Genomic DNA, 19,234 nt, shown 5'->3' on the forward strand with positions numbered 1-19,234 from the left:
CGGTGCCGAAAGGTCGGAATATAACAATGAACGAGGCGGAGGACTTTTTTAAACCACAAGGAGGAAATTTATCATGGCAGTAATTTCAATGAAACAATTGCTTGAAGCTGGTGTACACTTCGGTCACCAAACACGCCGTTGGAACCCAAAAATGGCGAAATACATCTTTACAGAGCGTAACGGGATCTACATCATCGACCTTCAAAAAACGGTCAAAAAAGTAGACGAAGCTTACAACTTTGTTCGTGAACTCGCGGCAGAAGGCGGAAACGTCCTCTTCGTTGGTACGAAGAAACAAGCTCAAGATACAATCAAAGAAGAAGCAATCCGTTCAGGAATGTTCTTCATTAACGAGCGTTGGTTGGGTGGAACACTCACTAACTTCTCAACAATCAAAAAGCGTATCAACCGCTTGAAGCAACTCGAAAAAATGGAAGAAGACGGCACGTTCGAAGTACTTCCTAAGAAAGAAGTCATCATCTTGAAAAAAGAAATGACTCGTCTTGAGAAGTTCCTCGGCGGAATCAAGGACATGCCTGGTGTGCCTGACGCTCTCTTCATCGTTGACCCACGTAAAGAGCGTATCGCAATCGCGGAAGCTCACAAATTGAACATCCCAATCGTTGCGATTGTCGACACAAACTGTGACCCAGATGAAATCGACTACGTAATCCCAGCGAACGACGATGCAATTCGTGCTGTTAAATTGCTCACTTCGAAGATGGCTGATGCAATCATCGAAGCGAAGCAAGGTGAAGAAGAAGTTGCTGAAGAAGCTGTAGCGACAGAAGCTGAAGCTACAGAAGCTGAGTAATCAGTGAGACAATAGGTGATAAAGGGAAAGCCTTTTATCACCTTTTTTTAGGACATGTATACAAGAAGCCCCGTGCTTTTTCTTAAAATTTGTAGTTTTACAAGGAGGAATTTCCGATGGCAGTTACAGCAGCAATGGTAAAAGAACTTCGTGAAAAAACAGGAGCAGGAATGCTCGATTGCAAAAAAGCACTCGTCGAAACAGACGGTGACATGCAAGCAGCAATCGACTTCCTTCGTGAAAAAGGGATTGCAAAAGCAGCAGCAAAAGGTGATCGTATCGCCGCTGAAGGTTTGACAGCAGTAGCAGTTGAAGGCAACAAAGCTGTGCTCGTCGAAATCAACTCAGAAACAGACTTCGTTGCGAAAAACGAGAAGTTCCAAACACTCGTTAACAACGTAGCGAAAGCAGTTCTCGCATCAGGCGCAACAACTGCAGAAGCTGCACTTGCAGCTGAGTACGAAGCAGATAAAACGCTTGAAACGTATATCCAAGAAGAGGCGTCTACAATCGGAGAGAAAATTTCACTCCGCCGTGTAGCAGTTCTTGAAAAAGCTGACGATGCAGTATTTGGCACGTACCTCCACATGGGTGGTCGCATCGGTTCAGTCGTTGTGATCGACGGAACATCTGACGAAACAGTTGCAAAAGACGTAGCGATGCACGTTGCTGCAGCACGTCCACTTTACGCTACACGCGATGAAGTATCAGCTGAAGAAATCGACCGCGAGAAGAAGGTCTTGACTGAGCAAGCGCTTAACGAAGGGAAGCCTGCTAACATCGTTGAGAAGATGATTGCTGGTCGTATGAACAAGTACTTCGAGGAGATTTGCCTCGTAGACCAAACGTTCGTAAAAGACAGCGACTTCAAAGTTGGTAAATACGTAGAATCAAAAGGCGGAAAAATCAACTCGTTCGTACGCTTCGAAGTAGGAGAAGGTATGGAGAAACGTGAAGAGAACTTTGCTGAAGAAGTTATGAACCAAATTAAAAAATAATCTGCGTCATGACATGTGATGCAACTAAAATTGGGAACACGTCTTTATAACCTTGAGTTAGTTCGTTAAGGGAGCGTGTTCCCTTTTTTCAAGCAAGAGGAGGCAAAGTTATGGAACCGAAATATAAACGAATTGTGTTAAAATTGAGTGGAGAAGCGCTCGCTGGAGATCAAGGTTATGGAATCAATCCTAACATTGTAAACTCAATCTCAAGTCAAATTAAAGAATTGATTGAGATGGGTGTAGAAGTCGCCGTTGTTGTAGGTGCCGGAAACATTTGGCGTGGAAAGACAGGCAGTGAACTGGGGATGGACCGGGCAAATGCAGACTATATGGGTATGCTCGCGACTGTCTTGAACTCGCTCGCTCTTCAAGATAGCCTTGAAACGTACGGTGTCCAAACGCGCGTCCAAACATCAATTGAAATGCGACAAGTTGCTGAACCATACATTCGTCGACGTGCTATGCGTCATCTTGAAAAAGGACGCGTCGTCATCTTTGCAGCCGGCACAGGGAACCCATATTTCTCAACGGACACGACAGCCGCTCTACGTGCTGCTGAAATCGAAGCTGACGTCATTTTAATGGGTAAAAATAACGTGGATGGCGTCTATTCTGCCGACCCGAAATTGGATACGACTGCAGTGAAGTATGACACGTTGTCTTATCTTGATGTCTTAAAAGACGGACTTCAAGTCATGGATTCGACAGCAACATCGCTTTGTATGGACAACCACATTCCATTGATTGTATTCTCATTGCTTGAAGAAGGTAATATTAAACGTGTCGTACTCGGAGAACATATCGGGACGGTAGTAGGAGGAGTCAATTCATGAGTGTCAAAGAAGTATTGAAAACAGCTGAAGAAAAGATGGAAAAAGCACATTCTTCACTAAAACGTGATTTCGGAACGCTTCGCACTGGCCGTGCCAGCGCATCGATTTTGGACCCTGTCCAAGTTGATTATTATGGTGTCCCGACACCACTCAATCAAGTGGCGAACATCAATACACCGGAAGCGCGCTTGCTTTTGATTCAACCATGGGATAAATCAATGGTTTCGGATGTTGAGAAAGCGATTCAAAAGGCAGACCTCGGCTTGTCTCCATCTTCTGACGGAACAGTCATCCGTTTGGCAATCCCTGCCTTGACAGAAGAGCGTCGTAAAGAATTAGTTAAAATCACGAAAAAATATGCGGAAGAAGCGAAAGTCGCTGTCCGTAACGTTCGTCGTGACGCAAACGAAAACTTAAAGAAACTCGAAAAAGATGGCGAATTAACTGAAGACGATCTCCGCGGATATGCAGATGACGTTCAAACGTTGACGGATTCGTATATTAAAAAGATTGATGAATCTGCAGCAACGAAAGAAAAAGAAATCATGGAAGTGTAATCACGGAAGTGGTATACCAAAAAGCTGTGTGGGGACCCTTTTTCTGAGAGGGTCCTTCTTTCATACAATCAGGAGGATAACAGAATGTTTAAATGGGTGAATCCTAAAACGAAAATCGAGGCAGAGTTGAGTGTTCCTGAGCACGTGGCCATCATCATGGATGGAAATGGACGCTGGGCCAAAAAACGTGGTCTCCCTCGCATCATGGGTCACCGAGAAGGGATGAAGTCAATCCGTGAGGCGGTTCGAACAGCACAGGAACTCGGGATTCAATCTCTGACACTTTACGCCTTCTCTACGGAGAACTGGACTCGTCCGGAAGAGGAAGTCTCGTTTTTAATGAAACTGCCAAAACAGTTCTTAGAGACGGATTTAAAAGAACTCCATGAACAGAATGTGCGGGTGCTCGTCGCAGGAGATACAACCAAACTTCCTCGAGAGACGCGTGAGGCCGTCGACGAGGCGAGAGAGCGGACCGTTATGAATACCGGATTGAAGCTTGTGTTTGCGCTTAACTATGGTGGGCGCGATGAGCTCGTTCAAGCGATGCGCAGTATCGCCGAAGATGTACAGTCGGGATTAATTCAATCGAATGCCATCGACGATCACTTAATCGGTGAACGACTCATGACCCACGTCCAAGATGTGGATCTCGTTATTCGAACGAGCGGTGAACAACGACTCTCTAACTTTTTATTATGGCAAAGCGCATATGCGGAACTTCATTTCACAGAAGTATTGTGGCCGGAATTTAAGCGTGAGCATTTTGTAGAAGCGATTGAATCTTATAACGCGCGCACGCGTCGTTTTGGTGGGGTGTAACATGAAGACAAGAATCATTACAGGGCTTTGGGCCGGAGCCATCTTTATTACGGTGATTGCGCTTGGAGGCAACGCATTTGTTTCATTGATGGGCATTCTTGCGCTCATTGGATTAAGTGAATTCACATTGATGCGACAGCATAAACTATTGGCATTCCCATTTTTAGTGACGTCACTCCTCGTGGCGTTCCCGTTCATTTTGTTGTTGCTTGAAACGCAAATCGTTACGGACGAGATGCCGTTCACGATCGAACAATGGCTCGTGTTAGGACTTGTGTTATTACTATTTTGGACGGTCGTCACTAAAAATCGATTCACCTATGAAGATGTCGGATTCTATTTCGTCTCGGCTGTCTACTTGGTCGTCGGGTTCTCTAGTTTCGCTCTAGTACGTCTGTCTGACGATGGTTTGTCGAAAGTGTTGCTCATCTTGTTCATGATTTGGGCGACGGATTCTGGAGCCTATTTCAGTGGGAAGGCGTTCGGAAAAGCAAAACTATGGCCATCAATCAGTCCGAACAAGACGATTGAAGGAGCAATCGGCGGTATTGTATCTTCCGTTGTACTCGGCGTCATCTTCGTCTGGATCGATCCGATCTTACCAGTATTCGAAGTGATCATTTTAGCTATCGTCGTAGCCGTCGTCGGACAGCTCGGTGATTTGGTACAATCCGCTTATAAACGTCAGTTCGGAGTAAAAGACTCGGGTCATCTCTTACCTGGTCATGGAGGAATCTTAGACCGATTCGATAGTATGATTGCGGTCTTCACAGTCATTTGGGTGTTTAATCTGCTATAAAAGGAGTGTCGAGATGAAGCGAATTAGCTTAATTGGAGCGACTGGTTCGATTGGTGTGCAAACGTGTGACGTCATTGAACAGCACCCCGACCTGTTTGAACTTGAGGCGTATGCATTCGGAACGAACGTCGATGTCGCCACAGAATGGATCAATCGACTTAGACCAAAATATGTGTCAGCGACAAGTATCGAGGTACTCGAACAATTAAAACCGCGCCTTACATATGAACCACTGTATTTTATTGGTCCAGAAGGCCTGAAAGAATGCGCGACGGCAGAAAGAGCCGATATCGTCGTGACAGCGGTGGTAGGAGCGGTTGGTCTTGAACCGACACTTGCAGCGATTCAAGCAGGAAAAGATATCGCGCTCGCCAACAAAGAAACACTCGTCACCGCAGGACATCTCGTCAAAGCTGCCGTGAAAGAATATGGGGTCAATTTGTTACCTGTCGATAGCGAACACTCTGCAATCTTTCAATGTTTAAACGGGGAACGTAGAGAAGATGTCTCGAAAATCATTTTAACGGCATCGGGTGGAAGTTTCCGTGACCGTTCACGGGAAGAATTAGTCGATGTGACGGTTGAAGATGCGTTGAATCATCCGAACTGGTCGATGGGAGCGAAAATAACCATCGACTCGGCGACAATGTTCAACAAAGGACTAGAAGTCATCGAGGCACACTGGTTGTTCGATATCGACTATAATGATATTGAAGTCATCTTGCATCGAGAATCAATCATTCATTCGATGGTCGAATTTAAAGATGCAGCCGTAATGGCTCAGCTCGGAAACCCGGATATGCGGGGACCGATTCTCTATGCGCTTTCGGAACCGAAGCGGCTTGAAATTGAGGGGAATAAGCGGTTAAACTTGAATGAAATCGGAAAGCTTCATTTTGAAGAGGCTGATTTCGAGCGTTATCCGGCACTCCGGTTAGCGTTCGAAGCAGGAATAATCGGAGGATCAATGCCGACTGTTTTGAATGCAGCCAATGAAATGGCAGTGGACCTATTCTTGAACGGTCACATCACTTTCTTAGAAATTGAACGACTCGTTGAAGAGGCGATGGCTCAACATGAGGTGATCGCCGAACCGACGCTCGCGCAAATTCTAGAAGTTGACCGAGTAGTACGTCAACAGATTCAGCAAGGAATTGAAGGTGGGGAATAAATCATGACGACTTTTATCGCCATCGTTTTGATGTTTGGCGTTCTCATTTCGGTACACGAATGGGGACACCTCGTCATGGCGAAACGGGCAGGCATTCTCTGTCACGAGTTTGCAATCGGATTCGGTCCAAAAATTGTTTCGTTCCGTAAAAATGAAACGCTCTATACCATTCGTCTTTTACCAATCGGTGGCTATGTCAAAATGGCCGGAGAAGACTTTGAACCGGTTGAAGTACGCGCGGGTCAGCATGTCGGACTCCGTTTAACCGAGCAAGGGACGGTAGATCGCGTCTACTTCCAACCGGACACGGCAACAGATGTTCAAGTCGTTGGAACTGTCGATAAGTTTGACTCGACACATGAATTGAAAGTACAACTCCTCATCGATGAGGAAGTACGCGTCTATTCACTAGAACGAGACACACTCCTTGTCGATCAAGGGATGGAAATTCAAATCGCACCGTACGATCGAACGTTTGGAGCTCAGTCGGTTTGGAAACGTGTTTTGGCAATCGCAGCCGGTCCGGCGATGAATTTCGTGTTGGCGTTCATCTTGCTCATTATTGTCGGCCTTGTTCAAGGGACTCCGACGAACGATGGGCAAATCGGTACGGTTCAACCCGATTCAGCCGCTGATGAGGCAGGTTTGATGAGCGGGGATGAAATCGTATCGATTGAAGGCGAATCGATTTCAGATTGGCTCGATTTACGTTCGGCTCTTTCTGACCGGGCTGACACCCCTACGGAAGTCACGTATGTTCGTGATGGTGAGGAAGCGACAGTCACACTCACCCCTCAAGCGGTCGAACAAAATGGAGAAACTGTCGGCATTCTCGGTGTCACGAACGCGCTTGAACGTTCACCAGTTAAAGCCGTGACGACAGGTGCTGAGACGACGTGGACGATGTCTACCCTTATCTTTTCTGCGGTCGGAGATTTAGTGACGGGTCAAGTTGGGGTCGATCAACTCGCAGGTCCGGTTGGAATCGTACGCATGACAGATGAAGTAGCAGCGAGCGGTTTGATTATGTTGTTGAACTGGACTGGGCTTCTTTCGGTCAACCTCGCCATCTTCAACTTGCTTCCCCTTCCTGCGTTAGACGGGGGACGATTGATTTTCCTCCTGTTCGAAGCGGTAAGAGGACGTCCGATTGATCCGAAAAAAGAAGGGTTCGTCCACTTTATCGGGTTCGCACTATTGATGCTCCTAATGTTAATTGTCACTTGGAACGACATTCAATCATTCTTTAAATAATTTTTTTGTAGAGAAGGGAAACGTTGAACTGTATGAAACAATCTAGATTGCTCATGCCTACATTAAGAGAAGTACCGGCTGACGCGGAAGCGGTCAGCCATCAACTTCTCGTCCGTGGAGGCTTCATTCGCCAAAATGCGGCTGGAATCTATTCTTATCTTCCACTCGGACATCGCGTGTTACACAACATTCAAACGATTATTCGTGAAGAGATGAACCGGGCAGGTGCACAAGAACTATTGATGCCTGCCATTCAACCAGCAGAACTTTGGGAGGAGACGGGACGCTGGGACATTTATGGCCCTGAATTGATGCGATTGACAGACCGTCATGACCGTCGCTTCGCACTCGGCGCGACACATGAAGAATTGATTACGTCCATCGTTCGCGATGAACTCAATTCTTATAAGAAACTTCCGATGAACCTATACCAAATTCAAACAAAATATCGTGATGAGCGTCGGCCACGCTTCGGTTTGCTTCGCGGACGCGAGTTCTTGATGAAAGACGCGTATTCATTCCACGCGACACAAGAAGGTTTAAATGAAGAATATACAAATATGTATAACGCGTATTCACGAATCTTCGACCGCACTGGCCTCAAATACCGTCCAGTCGTTGCGGACTCTGGGGCAATCGGTGGGAAAGACACGCATGAATTTCAAGCACTTGCAGCTATCGGTGAAGATACAATCGTCTATACAGACACGTCGAACTATGCGGCGAACATTGAGATGGCAGAAACGTTAGACCGCTATGAGATGCAACAGGCGGAAGTTCGTCCGCTTGAGAAGGTGGATACTGAAGAAAATCGTACGATTGAAGACGTGGCAAAATTCTTGAATATTGATTCGAAGACGACAATCAAGTCCGTCTTGTTCAATGTCGACGGAGAGACAGTCATGGCGATCGTTCGTGGAGACCACGAAGCGAACGAAGTCAAAGTGAAGAACGCACTCGGTGGACTCGACATTCAACTTGAAGAAGAAGCAAAAATCGTTGAGTTGTTCAACTGTGCGCCAGGTACACTCGGACCGATTAACGCTCCGGTCAAAGTGGTCGCTGATTATGCGGTTAAATATTTAGTAAATGCTGTATGTGGAGCGAACGAAGCGAATACGCACTTCACAGGCGTGAATGCAGAGCGTGATCTCTCAGAGTTGACGTATCACGATTTACGTTTTGTGGTCGAGGGCGACTTAGCGCCTGACGAGTCAGGTCCGGTTCGTTTTGCACGCGGAATTGAAGTGGGCCAAGTATTTAAACTCGGAACACGATATTCAGAAGCGATGGGTGCGACATTCCTCAATGAAGAGGGTCGTGCCGAACCACTCATCATGGGTTGTTACGGCATCGGGGTGTCACGCACACTTTCAGCTATCGTGGAACAACATCATGATGACCGTGGAATCGTTTGGCCACGTAACGTTGCACCGTTTGATCTTCATTTAATTGCAATCAACGCGAAAGACGAGACGCAACTTGAACTTGCAAACCGTCTACATGATGAACTTGGTCAAACGTATGATGTTTTGTTTGATGATCGCAAAGAGCGAGCTGGCGTCAAGTTTGCGGATGCGGACTTGATTGGACTTCCAATTCGTGTAAACGTCGGTAAAAAGGCGGCCGAAGGCATCGTCGAAGTGAAAGTACGTGCGACTGGTGAAGTGGTTGAAACATCAATCGATGAGTTGGAACAAGTCATCGCTACAAAGTTTAGCGAGGCTCATTAATGGATGAAGGTGACAGCGGAAGCGGTCACCTTCATTTGTCGAATTGGCATGAAGGGGGAAAGATGAACCCGTGGAAGCGAATCAAAAAATGCAATTATTGTTAGGTGACCTTGGGATTACAACAGAGTCAAACGACTTGTTCGACGAGGCAGAACTCTCACGACTCGTCGTCAATAAAAAACGACGTACGTGGACTTTTTATTTTTCATTTCCGGCAGTTTTACCGTACGAGGTGCACCAGTTGTTTATGAGTCGATTAGAAAACCGGTATGCGACGTTCGCGGACGAAGTGTACGCCCGATTCTCAACGACAAAAGGTGGGAGCGAGCAAGACTATATCGATTATTGGCCTAGAATCGTCAGTGAATTGAGTCAAGTGTCTGGTGCGATGCGCGGTTATTTCGGTTCTGTATCTCCTCGTTTTGAGCAGAATAAACTATTGATTCCCGTGCGTTCCGCACCTGAAGCCAGTTACGTGGACAAAGAACTCTGCCAAGAAATCCAAGCGCTTTATAGTGCCTATGGGTTCACGAAAAAACCGTGTCAGGCCCATTTCTCAGAAGATGCCGAGGCAAGTCAGGCCCTTCGCGAACAGGTCGTTCAAGAAGATATCGAACAAGCGAAAATGGCGCTTGCTGCCCAATTCGCCAAAGCGACGGAAATAAACGACGAACCGATTACGGAAATTCGGATGGGTGCGCTCATCAAAGATGAGATTGTACCAATCAAGACGATTATCGAAGAAGAACGACGTGTCGCGATTCGTGGTCTCGTCTTCTCTGCGGAGCGGAAAGAGCTGAAGAGTGGCAAGAAATTGTTCACTTTCAAAATGACCGACTACACCGATTCGTTGATTGTGAAAGTATTTGCGCGCGATGACGATGATGACCGGATGCTCAGTGCTGTCAAAAAAGGGATGTGGATTCAAACGGCTGGTCGGGTCGAAGATGACTCCTTCATGCGTGAATTGTGTATGATGGCATCGCAACTCCAGGAAGTGAAAGTCGAACCGCCGCGTGATGAGTGGGAAGGCGAGAAACGTGTAGAACTTCATGCGCATACACAAATGAGTCAAATGGATGCTGTCACAAATGTGTCTGCTCTTGTCGCGCGTGCAGCGCAATGGGGTCATCGAGCAATCGCGATCACGGATCATGCTGGTGTCCAGGCGTTCCCAGAAGCGTATTATGCTGGAAAAAAGAATGATATCAAAGTGTTATACGGGGTCGAGGCGAATGTCGTCAACGATGGTGTCCCTGTCGCTTATCATGCGACCGATGTAGCGTTAGACGATGCGACTTACGTCGTATTCGACGTCGAGACGACAGGTCTTTCTGCTGTCTATAACAAAATCATCGAACTCGCTGGTGTCAAAATCAAAGATGGAGAGATTATCGACCGGTTTGAGGCGTTCGCTGACCCGAAACATCCCTTATCAGCGACAACAATTGAGTTGACTGGAATCACCGATGATATGGTTCAAGGACAGCCTGACCCGGAAGTCATCACAAAGCAGTTCGTCGACTGGTCTAGAGATAGTATTCTCGTTGCCCACAATGCTTCATTCGATATGGGTTTCCTTGAGGCGACACTTCGAAGTGGTGGTCATGAGCCGGACGACTATCCGGTCATCGATACACTTGAACTAGCCCGTACGTTGATGCCGACATTAAAGAACCATCGGCTGAACACTCTTGCGAAACGATTCGATATCGAATTGACTCAGCATCACCGTGCCATCTATGACGCGGAGGCGACGGCATATTTATTGCTGAAGTTACTAGACCTTGCCAAACAGATGTTCGAAATGACGACGCATCGTTCATTAAATGCGAAAGTCGGGAGTGACGTGTCAAAAATCCGTCCATTCCATGCGACCATCTATGCGAAGAATAAAAAACCTGGACTCCGTCATCTATATGAACTCATTTCGTTATCCCATATTGATTATTTACATCGGATGGCACGGATGCCGCGGTCAGAACTCGTGAAACGCCGAGAAGGGTTACTGATTGGCTCAGCTTGTGACAACGGTGAGATCTTTGATGCCGCATTGAACAAATCAGACGATGAACTCGAGAAGATGATGTCGTTTTATGACTTTATCGAAATTCATCCGCCGGCGCTCTATCATCACTTGATTGATAAAGAAATCGTTGCAAACGAATTGGAGCTCCGTGAGATTATCAAACGAATCATCCGTGTCGCTGATAAGGCTGGATTACCGGTTTGTGCGACAGGGAATGTGCATTATTTGGATCGCCAGGATCGATCGTATCGGGAAATTTTAATTCGTACCCAAGGTGGGGCAAACTTCATTAACACACGAAAAGAATTACCGCACGCCCACTTCCGGACGACAAAAGAAATGATGGAAGAGTTCAAATTTTTGGGAGATGAGTTGGCGCGTGAGATTATCATCACAAACCCGAACGTGATTGCCGACCAAATCGAATCAATTCAGATTATTCCGGATGATCTGTACACGCCAAAAATTGAAGGGGCGGACGATGAGGTTCGAAACATGAGTTATGACATGGCTCGATCGATTTATGGTGATGAGCTACCGGAAATCGTTGAGGCACGTCTCGAGAAAGAATTGAAGTCGATTATCGGACACGGATTTGCAGTCATTTATTTGATTTCACATAAACTCGTTAAAAAATCGTTGGATGATGGATATTTGGTCGGTTCACGTGGGTCGGTCGGATCAAGTCTCGTCGCCACGATGACGGAAATCACCGAAGTCAACCCGTTACCGCCACACTACGTCTGTCCTAACTGTCAACATTCTCACTTCTTCAATGACGGTTCTGTCGGTTCAGGATACGATTTACCGGACAAAGAATGTCCGGAATGTGGGACATGGTATAAAAAAGATGGGCACGACATCCCGTTCGAGACGTTCCTTGGTTTCAAAGGGGACAAAGTACCGGATATTGACTTGAATTTCTCAGGTGAGTATCAGCCGCATGCCCACGCCTATACGAAAGTATTGTTCGGAGAAGAATATGTATATCGTGCAGGAACGATTGGAACGATTGCGGATAAGACGGCTTATGGGTATGTAAAAGGATATGCGACTGAGAACGATAAAATCTACCGTAACGCCGAAGTCGATCGTCTTGTGTCCGGTGTCACCGGTGTGAAACGGACGACGGGTCAGCACCCGGGGGGGATTATCGTCGTACCTGATTATATGGACATCGCCGAAATTTCACCGATTCAATATCCGGCCGATGATAAGTCGTCCGAATGGAAGACAACCCACTTCGACTTCCATTCGATTCACGACAACTTGCTCAAATTAGATATTCTCGGGCACGATGACCCGACCGCCATCCGGATGTTGCAAGATTTGTCCGGCATCGATCCGAAGACAATCCCGACAGATGACCCGACCGTCATGAAAATTTTCTCGTCCCCGGACGTGCTCGGTGTTACACCGGAGCAAATCGAATCGAAAACAGGAACACTCGGGATTCCAGAGTTCGGGACGAAGTTCGTGCGCCAAATGCTCGAAGAGACGAAACCGTCAACGTTCTCAGAACTCGTTCAAATTTCGGGACTGTCCCACGGAACCGACGTTTGGATAGGTAATGCAAACGAGCTAATCTACAACGGCACGTGCGAACTGAAAGACGTGATTGGATGTCGTGACGACATCATGGTTTACTTGATTTATGCGGGTCTTGAACCATCATTCGCCTTTAAAATCATGGAGTCTGTCCGTAAAGGGAAAGGACTCACGGACGAGATGGAGTCCGAGATGCGGGCGAATGATGTGCCGGAATGGTATATCTCGTCTTGTAAGAAAATCAAGTACATGTTCCCTAAAGCGCACGCGACGGCGTACGTGTTGATGGCGGTCCGAATCGCCTACTTCAAAGTGCATCACCCGATCCTTTACTATGCGACATATTTTACCGTTCGAGCAGGAGACTTTGACTTGTCCGCCATGATCAAAGGTCCCCAAGCTGTAAAGAAAGCGATGTCGGATATTCGTGAAAAAGGGTTTGATGCGACCGCGAAAGATAAAGGACTTCATACCGTTCTCGAACTCGCGTTAGAGATGCTAGAGCGAGGAATGAAATTTCAAAACATCGACTTGTACCGATCGAGTGCAACCGAGTTTTTGATTGAAGACAATACGCTGATTCCACCGTTTAATGCAGTCGACGGACTTGGCACGAATGCTGCGAAAGCGATTGTCGAGGTGAGGGAAGAAGGGCAGTTCCTGTCAAAAGAAGATTTACGGAAACGAGCGAAACTGTCAAAAACGGTCATTGAGACACTCGATACGATGAAATGTCTCGAAGGCTTGCCTGATGAGAACCAACTCTCATTCTTTGATTTTGGGGTGTAAGTTGCGAATTATCGGGAAAATATGATATATTAGTATCGAACAAAGTTGGATACTACGACGGAAAGGAGTAGGGAACCCTACTCCTTTCTTGTATGTAAAAGCCAGAAGGAGGGATGAGAGTGTCCAAAATAACAGAAGTCGTTGAATCGATTGCGTCGCCAATCGTCGAACGAGAAAACATGGAATTGGTCGATGTGGAATTCGTAAAAGAGGGTCCTGACTGGTTCTTGCGTGTCTATATCGATAAACCAGGGGGCGTCGATTTAGACGATTGCGTCAATATCAATGAACAACTCTCGGAAAAACTGAACGAATCCGATCCGATTGAACAGGCTTATTATCTTGATGTCTCGAGTCCTGGTGCGGAGCGTCCGCTGAAAAAGCCGAGCGATTTTGAACGTGCGGTAGGCAAAAACGTCTACATGAAAACGTTCGCTCCGATCGATGGTGCCAAAGAGTTTGAAGGAATTTTGACGGCATATGATGGGGAAACGGTCGTGATCGAGACGCGCATCAAGACAAGAAAAAAAGCGGTATCGCTACCGGTAGACAAAATTGCACAAGCCCGCTTAGCGGTCACGTTTAGTTAAGGAGAGGGAAGAAGATGGGTCCACAATTACTCACTACAATCGATCAGATTGCCAAAGAAAAAGGAATCGACAATAATATTATTATCGAAGCACTCGAACAAGCGCTCATTTCTGCATATCGTCGCAACGTGGCGAATCCGAATGAGCACGTGAAAGTCGAGTTCGACCAGGTGACGGGAGATATCCGTGTCTACGCACTACTAGAAGTCGTAGAGCGACTCACACAACCAGATCAACAGCTCTCACTCGAAGAGGCACACGAAATCGATCCGAACTATGAGCTTGGTGATTTTCATAAAGAAGAAGTCACACCAAGTGATTTCGGACGTGTCGCAGCGATGACGGCAAAACAAGTGGTTACACAAAAAATGCGTGAAGCCGAACGCGAACGCATCTACAACCACTTCGCGGACAAAGAAGACGAAATCATGACTGGAATCGTGGAACGTTTTGACCCGCGCAACTTGTATATCGGTTTAGAAAACAACATTGAAGCGGTCCTTACACCGAATGAACAGATGCCAAATGAGTCATACCAGATTCATGACCGAATTAAAGTATACGTTACAAAAGTTGATTCGACGACAAAAGGATCTGGTGCAGCGATTCAAGTATCACGTACGCATCCTGGACTTTTGCGCCGTCTATTTGAACTTGAAGTGCCTGAGATTTCAAACGGGACAGTCGACGTCATGTCTGTATCGCGTGAAGCAGGTGACCGTTCGAAAATCGCTGTTCATTCGGATATCGTCGATCCGGTCGGGGCGTGTGTTGGACCGAAAGGACAGCGTGTCCAAACGATTGTCGATGAGTTGAACGGTGAGAAAATTGATATCGTTCGCTGGTCTGAAGACCCAAAAGAGTTTGTCCGTAATGCACTTAGCCCGGCTCAAGTCGTTGCCGTATATGTCAATGAACCGGCGAAATCAACAACGGTCGTCGTACCAGATTATCAATTGTCTCTCGCAATCGGGAAACGTGGGCAGAACGCACGCCTTGCTGCGAAATTGACAGGATGGAAAATCGACATTAAGAGTGAAACGGATGCGGAAGCACTCGACTTGTTCGATACGTTCGCTGAAAAAGTTGAATCCGAATCAGAAATTGTTCAAAATGAAGTTGAACAAGACTTATCAAATGCTACAGTTGAAACGACTGCGGTGAAAGAAGAGGAATGACCATGAAGCAAAAGAAACTTCCTTTGCGTAAGTGTGTGGTCACACAAGAAATGCTCCCGAAAAAAGAATTGATTCGTGTCGTTCGAACGCCTGAAGGTGACGTAGTCATCGATCAGACGGGCAAAGTGAACGGTCGTGGGGCTTACTTATCAAAAGATATCGATGTTGTTCGTCAAGCAGAGAAAAAACGGACGCTCGACCATCACTTGAAAGTAAAGACGAACGATGACTTGTATGAACAGTTGAAAACTGTCGCAGGTGACGAATCATGAGTCAGTGGGAATCATTGTTAGGCCTTGCTGCTCGAGCGAGGAAAGTAACGATGGGAGAAGAGTTTGTATTGAAGGATGTCCGAGCGGGCCGTGCCAAGCTCGTCATTCTAGCCGGAGATGCAGGGGCCTCGACGAAAAAACGAGTCTCTGACAAGTGTGCGTCTTATCAAGTGCCATTGATTGAAGTGAGCGATCGCTACACAATCGGCGCTGCACTTGGTAAAGATATGCGTGTCGTCGTATCGGTCACGGAATCCGGATTTGCGAACAAGCTTAAGCAACTTCTCTCTTAACTATTAATGGAGGTGGATGCTTTGGGAAAACGCGTCTATGAATTTGCAAAAGAACAGAATGTAACGAGTAAACAAGTCATTACTCAATTAGAAAAATTGAACAAATCGGTGAAAAATCACATGGCCGTCCTCGACGAGGAAACGGTAAAACAGTTAGACCGAGTGTTCAATCCTGAGAAATATCGTGCCGAGAAACAAGCTGAATCAAAACCGGCTTCAACTTCGAACGAACCGAAGCAAGAGAAAAAAGAAGCTCCAAAAGCACGTCCGCAAGCGGGGCAACAAAACCGTGGCGGTCAAAACAATCGCGGTGGTCAAAACCGTTACAACGACCCACGCAATAAAAAACGTGGAAAAGGGAAAGGCAAAGGCAAGCCAGTAAAAGCTGCCATCCCACAAGAAGCCGATCCAAACTCGAAGACGAGCCAACGGAAAGCGGCTCGACTCGCGCAAGAGGCCGAGATGGGTAACGTCATCAAATATGAAGATGTACTCAGCGTTTCAGATCTTGCAGAAAAAATGAACAAAAAGCCGAACGAAATCATCATGAAATTGATGGGGCTTGGTGTGATGGCTACGATTAACCAAACGCTCGATGACGAGACAATTGAGTTACTCGCAACCGAGTTCGGTTATGAAGTCGAAAAAGAAGTTGTCGTAGATGAGACAGACTTTGAAACAGTTGAGGTTGACTTCTCGCAATATGATCTTGAAGAGCGCCCGGCTGTCGTTACAATCATGGGTCACGTTGACCACGGGAAAACAACGCTTCTTGACTCGATTCGCAACACGAAAGTCGTAGCAGGAGAAGCTGGTGGAATCACGCAACATATCGGGGCGTATCAGGTTTCTGTTAACGATAAGAAAATCACATTCCTTGATACACCAGGTCACGCGGCGTTCACAACGATGCGTGCCCGCGGTGCGGAAGTGACAGATATCGCCATCATCGTCGTAGCTGCTGACGATGGCGTCATGCCACAGACAGAAGAAGCAATCTCACACGCGAAAGCGGCGAACGTTCCAATCATCGTTGCGGTGAACAAAATGGATAAAGAAGGCGCAAACCCTGACCGTGTCAAACAAGAATTGACAGAGTTCGGTCTCATTCCTGAAGAGTGGGGTGGCGAAACAATCTTCGTTCCAATTTCTGCGATTAAAGGCGAAGGAATTGACGAGTTGCTCGAGATGATTCTCCTCGTATCTGAAGTTGAAGAGTACAAGTCAACACCTGAAATGCCAGCTCGTGGTTCAGTCATCGAAGCAAAACTCGATAAAGGACGCGGACCGGTCGCTACACTGCTCGTTCAACACGGTACGCTTCGCATCGGAGATCCAATCGTCGTCGGTAGCACGTTCGGTCGAGTACGGGCAATGGTCAACGATATTGGCCGCCGTGTGAAACAAGTCGGTCCATCAACGCCGATTGAAATCACAGGTTTGAACGATGTTCCACAAGCCGGTGACCAGTTCATCGTCTTTGAAGATGAGAAAAAAGCACGTGCAATCGGAGAGAAACGTTACCAACGTTACCTCGAGTCACAGCGCCGTGAATCAGCGAAAGTAAGTCTTGATGACTTGTTCAGCCGCATTCAAGAAGGTGAAGTGAAAGATTTGAACGTGATCATCAAAGCGGACGTTCAAGGTTCAGCAGAAGCATTGGCTGGGTCACTCCGCAAAATTGATGTAGAAGGCGTCAAAGTCAATATCGTCCACCAAGGTGTCGGTGCAATCACAGAAGGTGACGTGATCCTCGCATCAGCGGCAAACGCCGTGATTATCGGATTCAACGTTCGTCCTGACGGAAACGCCCGTTCAATGGCTGAACAGGAAAATGTTGAAATGCGTCTTCACCGCATCATTTACAACGCGATCGAAGAAATTGAGAGCGCGATGAAAGGTATGCTTGATCCAGAATTCGTCGAAGAAATCACTGGTCAAGTTGAAGTCCGTGATGTTTTCAAAGTATCGAAAGTCGGTACGATTGCAGGTTGTTATGTGACAGAAGGTAAAATCACACGTGACGCAGGTGTCCGTGTCATTCGTAACGGAATCGTCGTGTACGAAGGTAAACTCGATACACTTCGCCGCTACAAAGATGACGTGAAAGAAGTTGCGACAGGGTATGAGTGTGGGATTAAAGTAGAGAAGTTTGATGACATCAAAGTAGAGGATGTCATCGAAGCGTTCGTCATGAAAGAAATCGAACGTAAATAATGTGAGGAGGGATCACGTATGAATATTCGTGCCCAACGTGTCGCCGAGCAAATGCGTAAAGAAATTACAGACGTCTTGTTACGGGAAGTCAGTGACCCGCGCACTAAAAACGCTACAATCACGAGCGTTGACGTGACGGGGGACTTACAGCAAGCAACGGTCTATTATACGGTGCTCGGTGATGAGGAAGATGTGAAAGCAGAAACGCAAGCAGGTCTCGACAAAGCGAAAGGATTTATCCGTCGCGAAATCGGGAACCGCATCCGTCTTCGGAAAACACCAGAAATCTCGTTTGAATACGACTCATCAGTCGCATATGGTACGCATATCGATTCATTGATTCGTGATTTGAACAAAGATCAATAAGTAGAAGGGGAGACGTCGTTCTCCCTTTTTTATATGGAGGGATGAAATTGGAACCGAACGGAGTGCTCGTACTCGATAAGGATCGTGGCATGACAAGTCATGACTGCGTGTTTAAATTACGAAAATTGTTTCATACGAAAAAAGTGGGTCATACGGGTACGCTTGACCCGGAAGTGACGGGCGTATTACCCATCTGTTTAGGACGAGCGACAAAACTCTCCCGCTTTTTGACGGATGAAGGAAAACGTTATGTGGCCGAAGTGACGATTGGGACCGCGACGATGACTGAGGACGCTCATGGTGAGGTCGTTGAACAGAAGTTGATTGCAGAAAACGAATTGGATGAAGACCAAATCGATGAAGTGATGAGTCGATTGATCGGGACCATTGAACAGGTTCCACCGTACTACTCGGCGGTCAAAGTGAATGGGAAGAAACTGTATGAGTACGCGCGAAAAGGACAAACGGTCGAACGTCCCCGTCGCATGGTCGAGATACATCGTTTGGAACGCACAAGTGCGTTGGCGTTTGAAGACGGTGTGTGCCGATTCCGAATGGAAATCGATTGTGGGAAAGGGACGTATATTCGAACGCTCGCTGTACAAATCGGGGAGAAGCTCGGTTACCCTGCCCACATGAGTGAACTTCGTCGCACGAGCTCTGGGTCGTTCGAGGAAAGCGGTGCGGTATCGCTCGATGCCTTACAAGCATTCGACACAGTCGAGGAGCGAATGGCACATGTCGTGCCGCTTGAGGACGTGATCAAGCGTTGGCCGGCCATTACAATTCCAAAGAATAGAGAACATTATATTCGGAACGGTGGGAAACTGAACGGCATTTCGCTCGAATTTGATTTATTTACTGTCTATAATGAAGAAGGAATCCCTCTTGCTTTATATCGAAGACAAGATGGAACGACAGACGCTACAGTCGAGGTCATGCTGGCCATCGACTAAGGGGGAATTTTG

The 19,234-nt window shown here is 46.9% G+C and carries 17 protein-coding genes; all 17 read left to right on the forward strand.

The genetic code is table 11. The features are described from left to right. Positions 1–73 precede the first annotated feature (73 nt). Positions 74–814 carry a 30S ribosomal protein S2 gene (gene rpsB, locus KNO98_RS00770; RefSeq protein WP_015881415.1) on the forward strand — a complete coding sequence of 247 codons (741 nt, stop codon included), beginning with the start codon at positions 74–76 and terminating at the stop codon, positions 812–814. Positions 815–930: 116 nt separating this feature from the next. Further along, complete coding sequence (tsf, locus tag KNO98_RS00775; RefSeq protein WP_026826223.1) at positions 931–1,812, forward strand: translation elongation factor Ts; 882 nt, start codon at positions 931–933, stop codon at positions 1,810–1,812. A 110-nt stretch (positions 1,813–1,922) separates the two neighbouring features. Next, complete coding sequence (pyrH, locus tag KNO98_RS00780) at positions 1,923–2,648, forward strand: UMP kinase (RefSeq protein ID WP_026826222.1); 726 nt, start codon at positions 1,923–1,925, stop codon at positions 2,646–2,648. Beyond that, positions 2,645–3,205 (forward strand): ribosome recycling factor, encoded by a 561-nt coding sequence (gene frr, locus KNO98_RS00785; protein WP_026826221.1) that lies wholly within the window; start codon positions 2,645–2,647, stop codon positions 3,203–3,205. Before pyrH ends, frr begins: the two co-directional genes overlap by 4 nt. Before the next feature lie 84 nt (positions 3,206–3,289). Continuing rightward, positions 3,290–4,027 (forward strand): undecaprenyl pyrophosphate synthase, encoded by a 738-nt coding sequence (locus KNO98_RS00790; RefSeq protein ID WP_026826220.1) that lies wholly within the window; start codon positions 3,290–3,292, stop codon positions 4,025–4,027. A gap of 1 nt (position 4,028) precedes the next feature. After that, positions 4,029–4,826 (forward strand): phosphatidate cytidylyltransferase, encoded by a 798-nt coding sequence (locus KNO98_RS00795; protein WP_026826219.1) that lies wholly within the window; start codon positions 4,029–4,031, stop codon positions 4,824–4,826. 13 nt (positions 4,827–4,839) lie between these two features. Next, complete coding sequence (gene dxr, locus KNO98_RS00800; protein WP_026826218.1) at positions 4,840–5,997, forward strand: 1-deoxy-D-xylulose-5-phosphate reductoisomerase; 1,158 nt, start codon at positions 4,840–4,842, stop codon at positions 5,995–5,997. A 3-nt stretch (positions 5,998–6,000) separates the two neighbouring features. After that, entirely contained in the window at positions 6,001–7,251 is a 1,251-nt protein-coding gene (gene rseP / locus KNO98_RS00805; protein WP_214698233.1) for an RIP metalloprotease RseP, read from the forward strand. Between the two features lie 32 nt (positions 7,252–7,283). Then, the gene (locus KNO98_RS00810; protein ID WP_026826216.1) at positions 7,284–8,984 is read left to right on the forward strand and encodes a proline--tRNA ligase; all 1,701 of its coding nucleotides are present in this window, start codon (positions 7,284–7,286) and stop codon (positions 8,982–8,984) included. A 70-nt stretch (positions 8,985–9,054) separates the two neighbouring features. Beyond that, on the forward strand, positions 9,055–13,350 hold the full coding sequence (locus KNO98_RS00815) for a PolC-type DNA polymerase III (RefSeq protein ID WP_214698235.1): 4,296 nt from the start codon (positions 9,055–9,057) through the stop codon (positions 13,348–13,350). A gap of 113 nt (positions 13,351–13,463) precedes the next feature. Then, positions 13,464–13,940 (forward strand): ribosome maturation factor RimP, encoded by a 477-nt coding sequence (rimP, locus tag KNO98_RS00820; RefSeq protein ID WP_251125008.1) that lies wholly within the window; start codon positions 13,464–13,466, stop codon positions 13,938–13,940. Positions 13,941–13,954: 14 nt separating this feature from the next. Continuing rightward, a complete protein-coding gene (gene nusA / locus KNO98_RS00825) occupies positions 13,955–15,118 on the forward strand; it encodes a transcription termination factor NusA (RefSeq protein ID WP_214698237.1) in 1,164 nt (387 codons plus the stop codon). Continuing rightward, positions 15,115–15,390 carry an RNase P modulator RnpM gene (rnpM, locus tag KNO98_RS00830; RefSeq protein WP_200868282.1) on the forward strand — a complete coding sequence of 92 codons (276 nt, stop codon included), beginning with the start codon at positions 15,115–15,117 and terminating at the stop codon, positions 15,388–15,390. The genes nusA and rnpM overlap by 4 nt, the downstream gene beginning before the upstream one ends. After that, the gene (locus KNO98_RS00835) at positions 15,387–15,683 is read left to right on the forward strand and encodes a YlxQ family RNA-binding protein (protein WP_026826211.1); all 297 of its coding nucleotides are present in this window, start codon (positions 15,387–15,389) and stop codon (positions 15,681–15,683) included. The genes rnpM and KNO98_RS00835 overlap by 4 nt, the downstream gene beginning before the upstream one ends. 21 nt (positions 15,684–15,704) lie before the next feature. Continuing rightward, complete coding sequence (infB, locus tag KNO98_RS00840; protein ID WP_026826210.1) at positions 15,705–17,900, forward strand: translation initiation factor IF-2; 2,196 nt, start codon at positions 15,705–15,707, stop codon at positions 17,898–17,900. Positions 17,901–17,918: 18 nt separating this feature from the next. After that, the gene (gene rbfA / locus KNO98_RS00845) at positions 17,919–18,266 is read left to right on the forward strand and encodes a 30S ribosome-binding factor RbfA (protein ID WP_026826209.1); all 348 of its coding nucleotides are present in this window, start codon (positions 17,919–17,921) and stop codon (positions 18,264–18,266) included. Positions 18,267–18,307: 41 nt separating this feature from the next. Next, on the forward strand, positions 18,308–19,222 hold the full coding sequence (truB, locus tag KNO98_RS00850) for a tRNA pseudouridine(55) synthase TruB (RefSeq protein ID WP_251129442.1): 915 nt from the start codon (positions 18,308–18,310) through the stop codon (positions 19,220–19,222). Positions 19,223–19,234 lie beyond the last annotated feature (12 nt).

This window comes from Exiguobacterium sp. s57 (assembly GCF_018617685.1).
Lineage (GTDB): Bacteria > Bacillota > Bacilli > Exiguobacteriales > Exiguobacteriaceae > Exiguobacterium > Exiguobacterium marinum.

What these genes read in the sequence shown, in the direction of transcription:
- rpsB (WP_015881415.1), top strand. Translation starts at nt 74, where the DNA reads ATGGCAGTAATTTCAATGAAACAATTGCTTGAAGCTGGTGTACACTTC.
- tsf (WP_026826223.1), top strand. Translation starts at nt 931, where the DNA reads ATGGCAGTTACAGCAGCAATGGTAAAAGAACTTCGTGAAAAAACAGGA.
- pyrH (WP_026826222.1), top strand. Translation starts at nt 1,923, where the DNA reads ATGGAACCGAAATATAAACGAATTGTGTTAAAATTGAGTGGAGAAGCG.
- frr (WP_026826221.1), top strand. Translation starts at nt 2,645, where the DNA reads ATGAGTGTCAAAGAAGTATTGAAAACAGCTGAAGAAAAGATGGAAAAA.
- KNO98_RS00790 (WP_026826220.1), top strand. Translation starts at nt 3,290, where the DNA reads ATGTTTAAATGGGTGAATCCTAAAACGAAAATCGAGGCAGAGTTGAGT.
- KNO98_RS00795 (WP_026826219.1), top strand. Translation starts at nt 4,029, where the DNA reads ATGAAGACAAGAATCATTACAGGGCTTTGGGCCGGAGCCATCTTTATT.
- dxr (WP_026826218.1), top strand. Translation starts at nt 4,840, where the DNA reads ATGAAGCGAATTAGCTTAATTGGAGCGACTGGTTCGATTGGTGTGCAA.
- rseP (WP_214698233.1), top strand. Translation starts at nt 6,001, where the DNA reads ATGACGACTTTTATCGCCATCGTTTTGATGTTTGGCGTTCTCATTTCG.
- KNO98_RS00810 (WP_026826216.1), top strand. Translation starts at nt 7,284, where the DNA reads ATGAAACAATCTAGATTGCTCATGCCTACATTAAGAGAAGTACCGGCT.
- rimP (WP_251125008.1), top strand. Translation starts at nt 13,464, where the DNA reads ATGAGAGTGTCCAAAATAACAGAAGTCGTTGAATCGATTGCGTCGCCA.
- nusA (WP_214698237.1), top strand. Translation starts at nt 13,955, where the DNA reads ATGGGTCCACAATTACTCACTACAATCGATCAGATTGCCAAAGAAAAA.
- rnpM (WP_200868282.1), top strand. Translation starts at nt 15,115, where the DNA reads ATGACCATGAAGCAAAAGAAACTTCCTTTGCGTAAGTGTGTGGTCACA.
- KNO98_RS00835 (WP_026826211.1), top strand. Translation starts at nt 15,387, where the DNA reads ATGAGTCAGTGGGAATCATTGTTAGGCCTTGCTGCTCGAGCGAGGAAA.
- rbfA (WP_026826209.1), top strand. Translation starts at nt 17,919, where the DNA reads ATGAATATTCGTGCCCAACGTGTCGCCGAGCAAATGCGTAAAGAAATT.
- truB (WP_251129442.1), top strand. Translation starts at nt 18,308, where the DNA reads ATGAAATTGGAACCGAACGGAGTGCTCGTACTCGATAAGGATCGTGGC.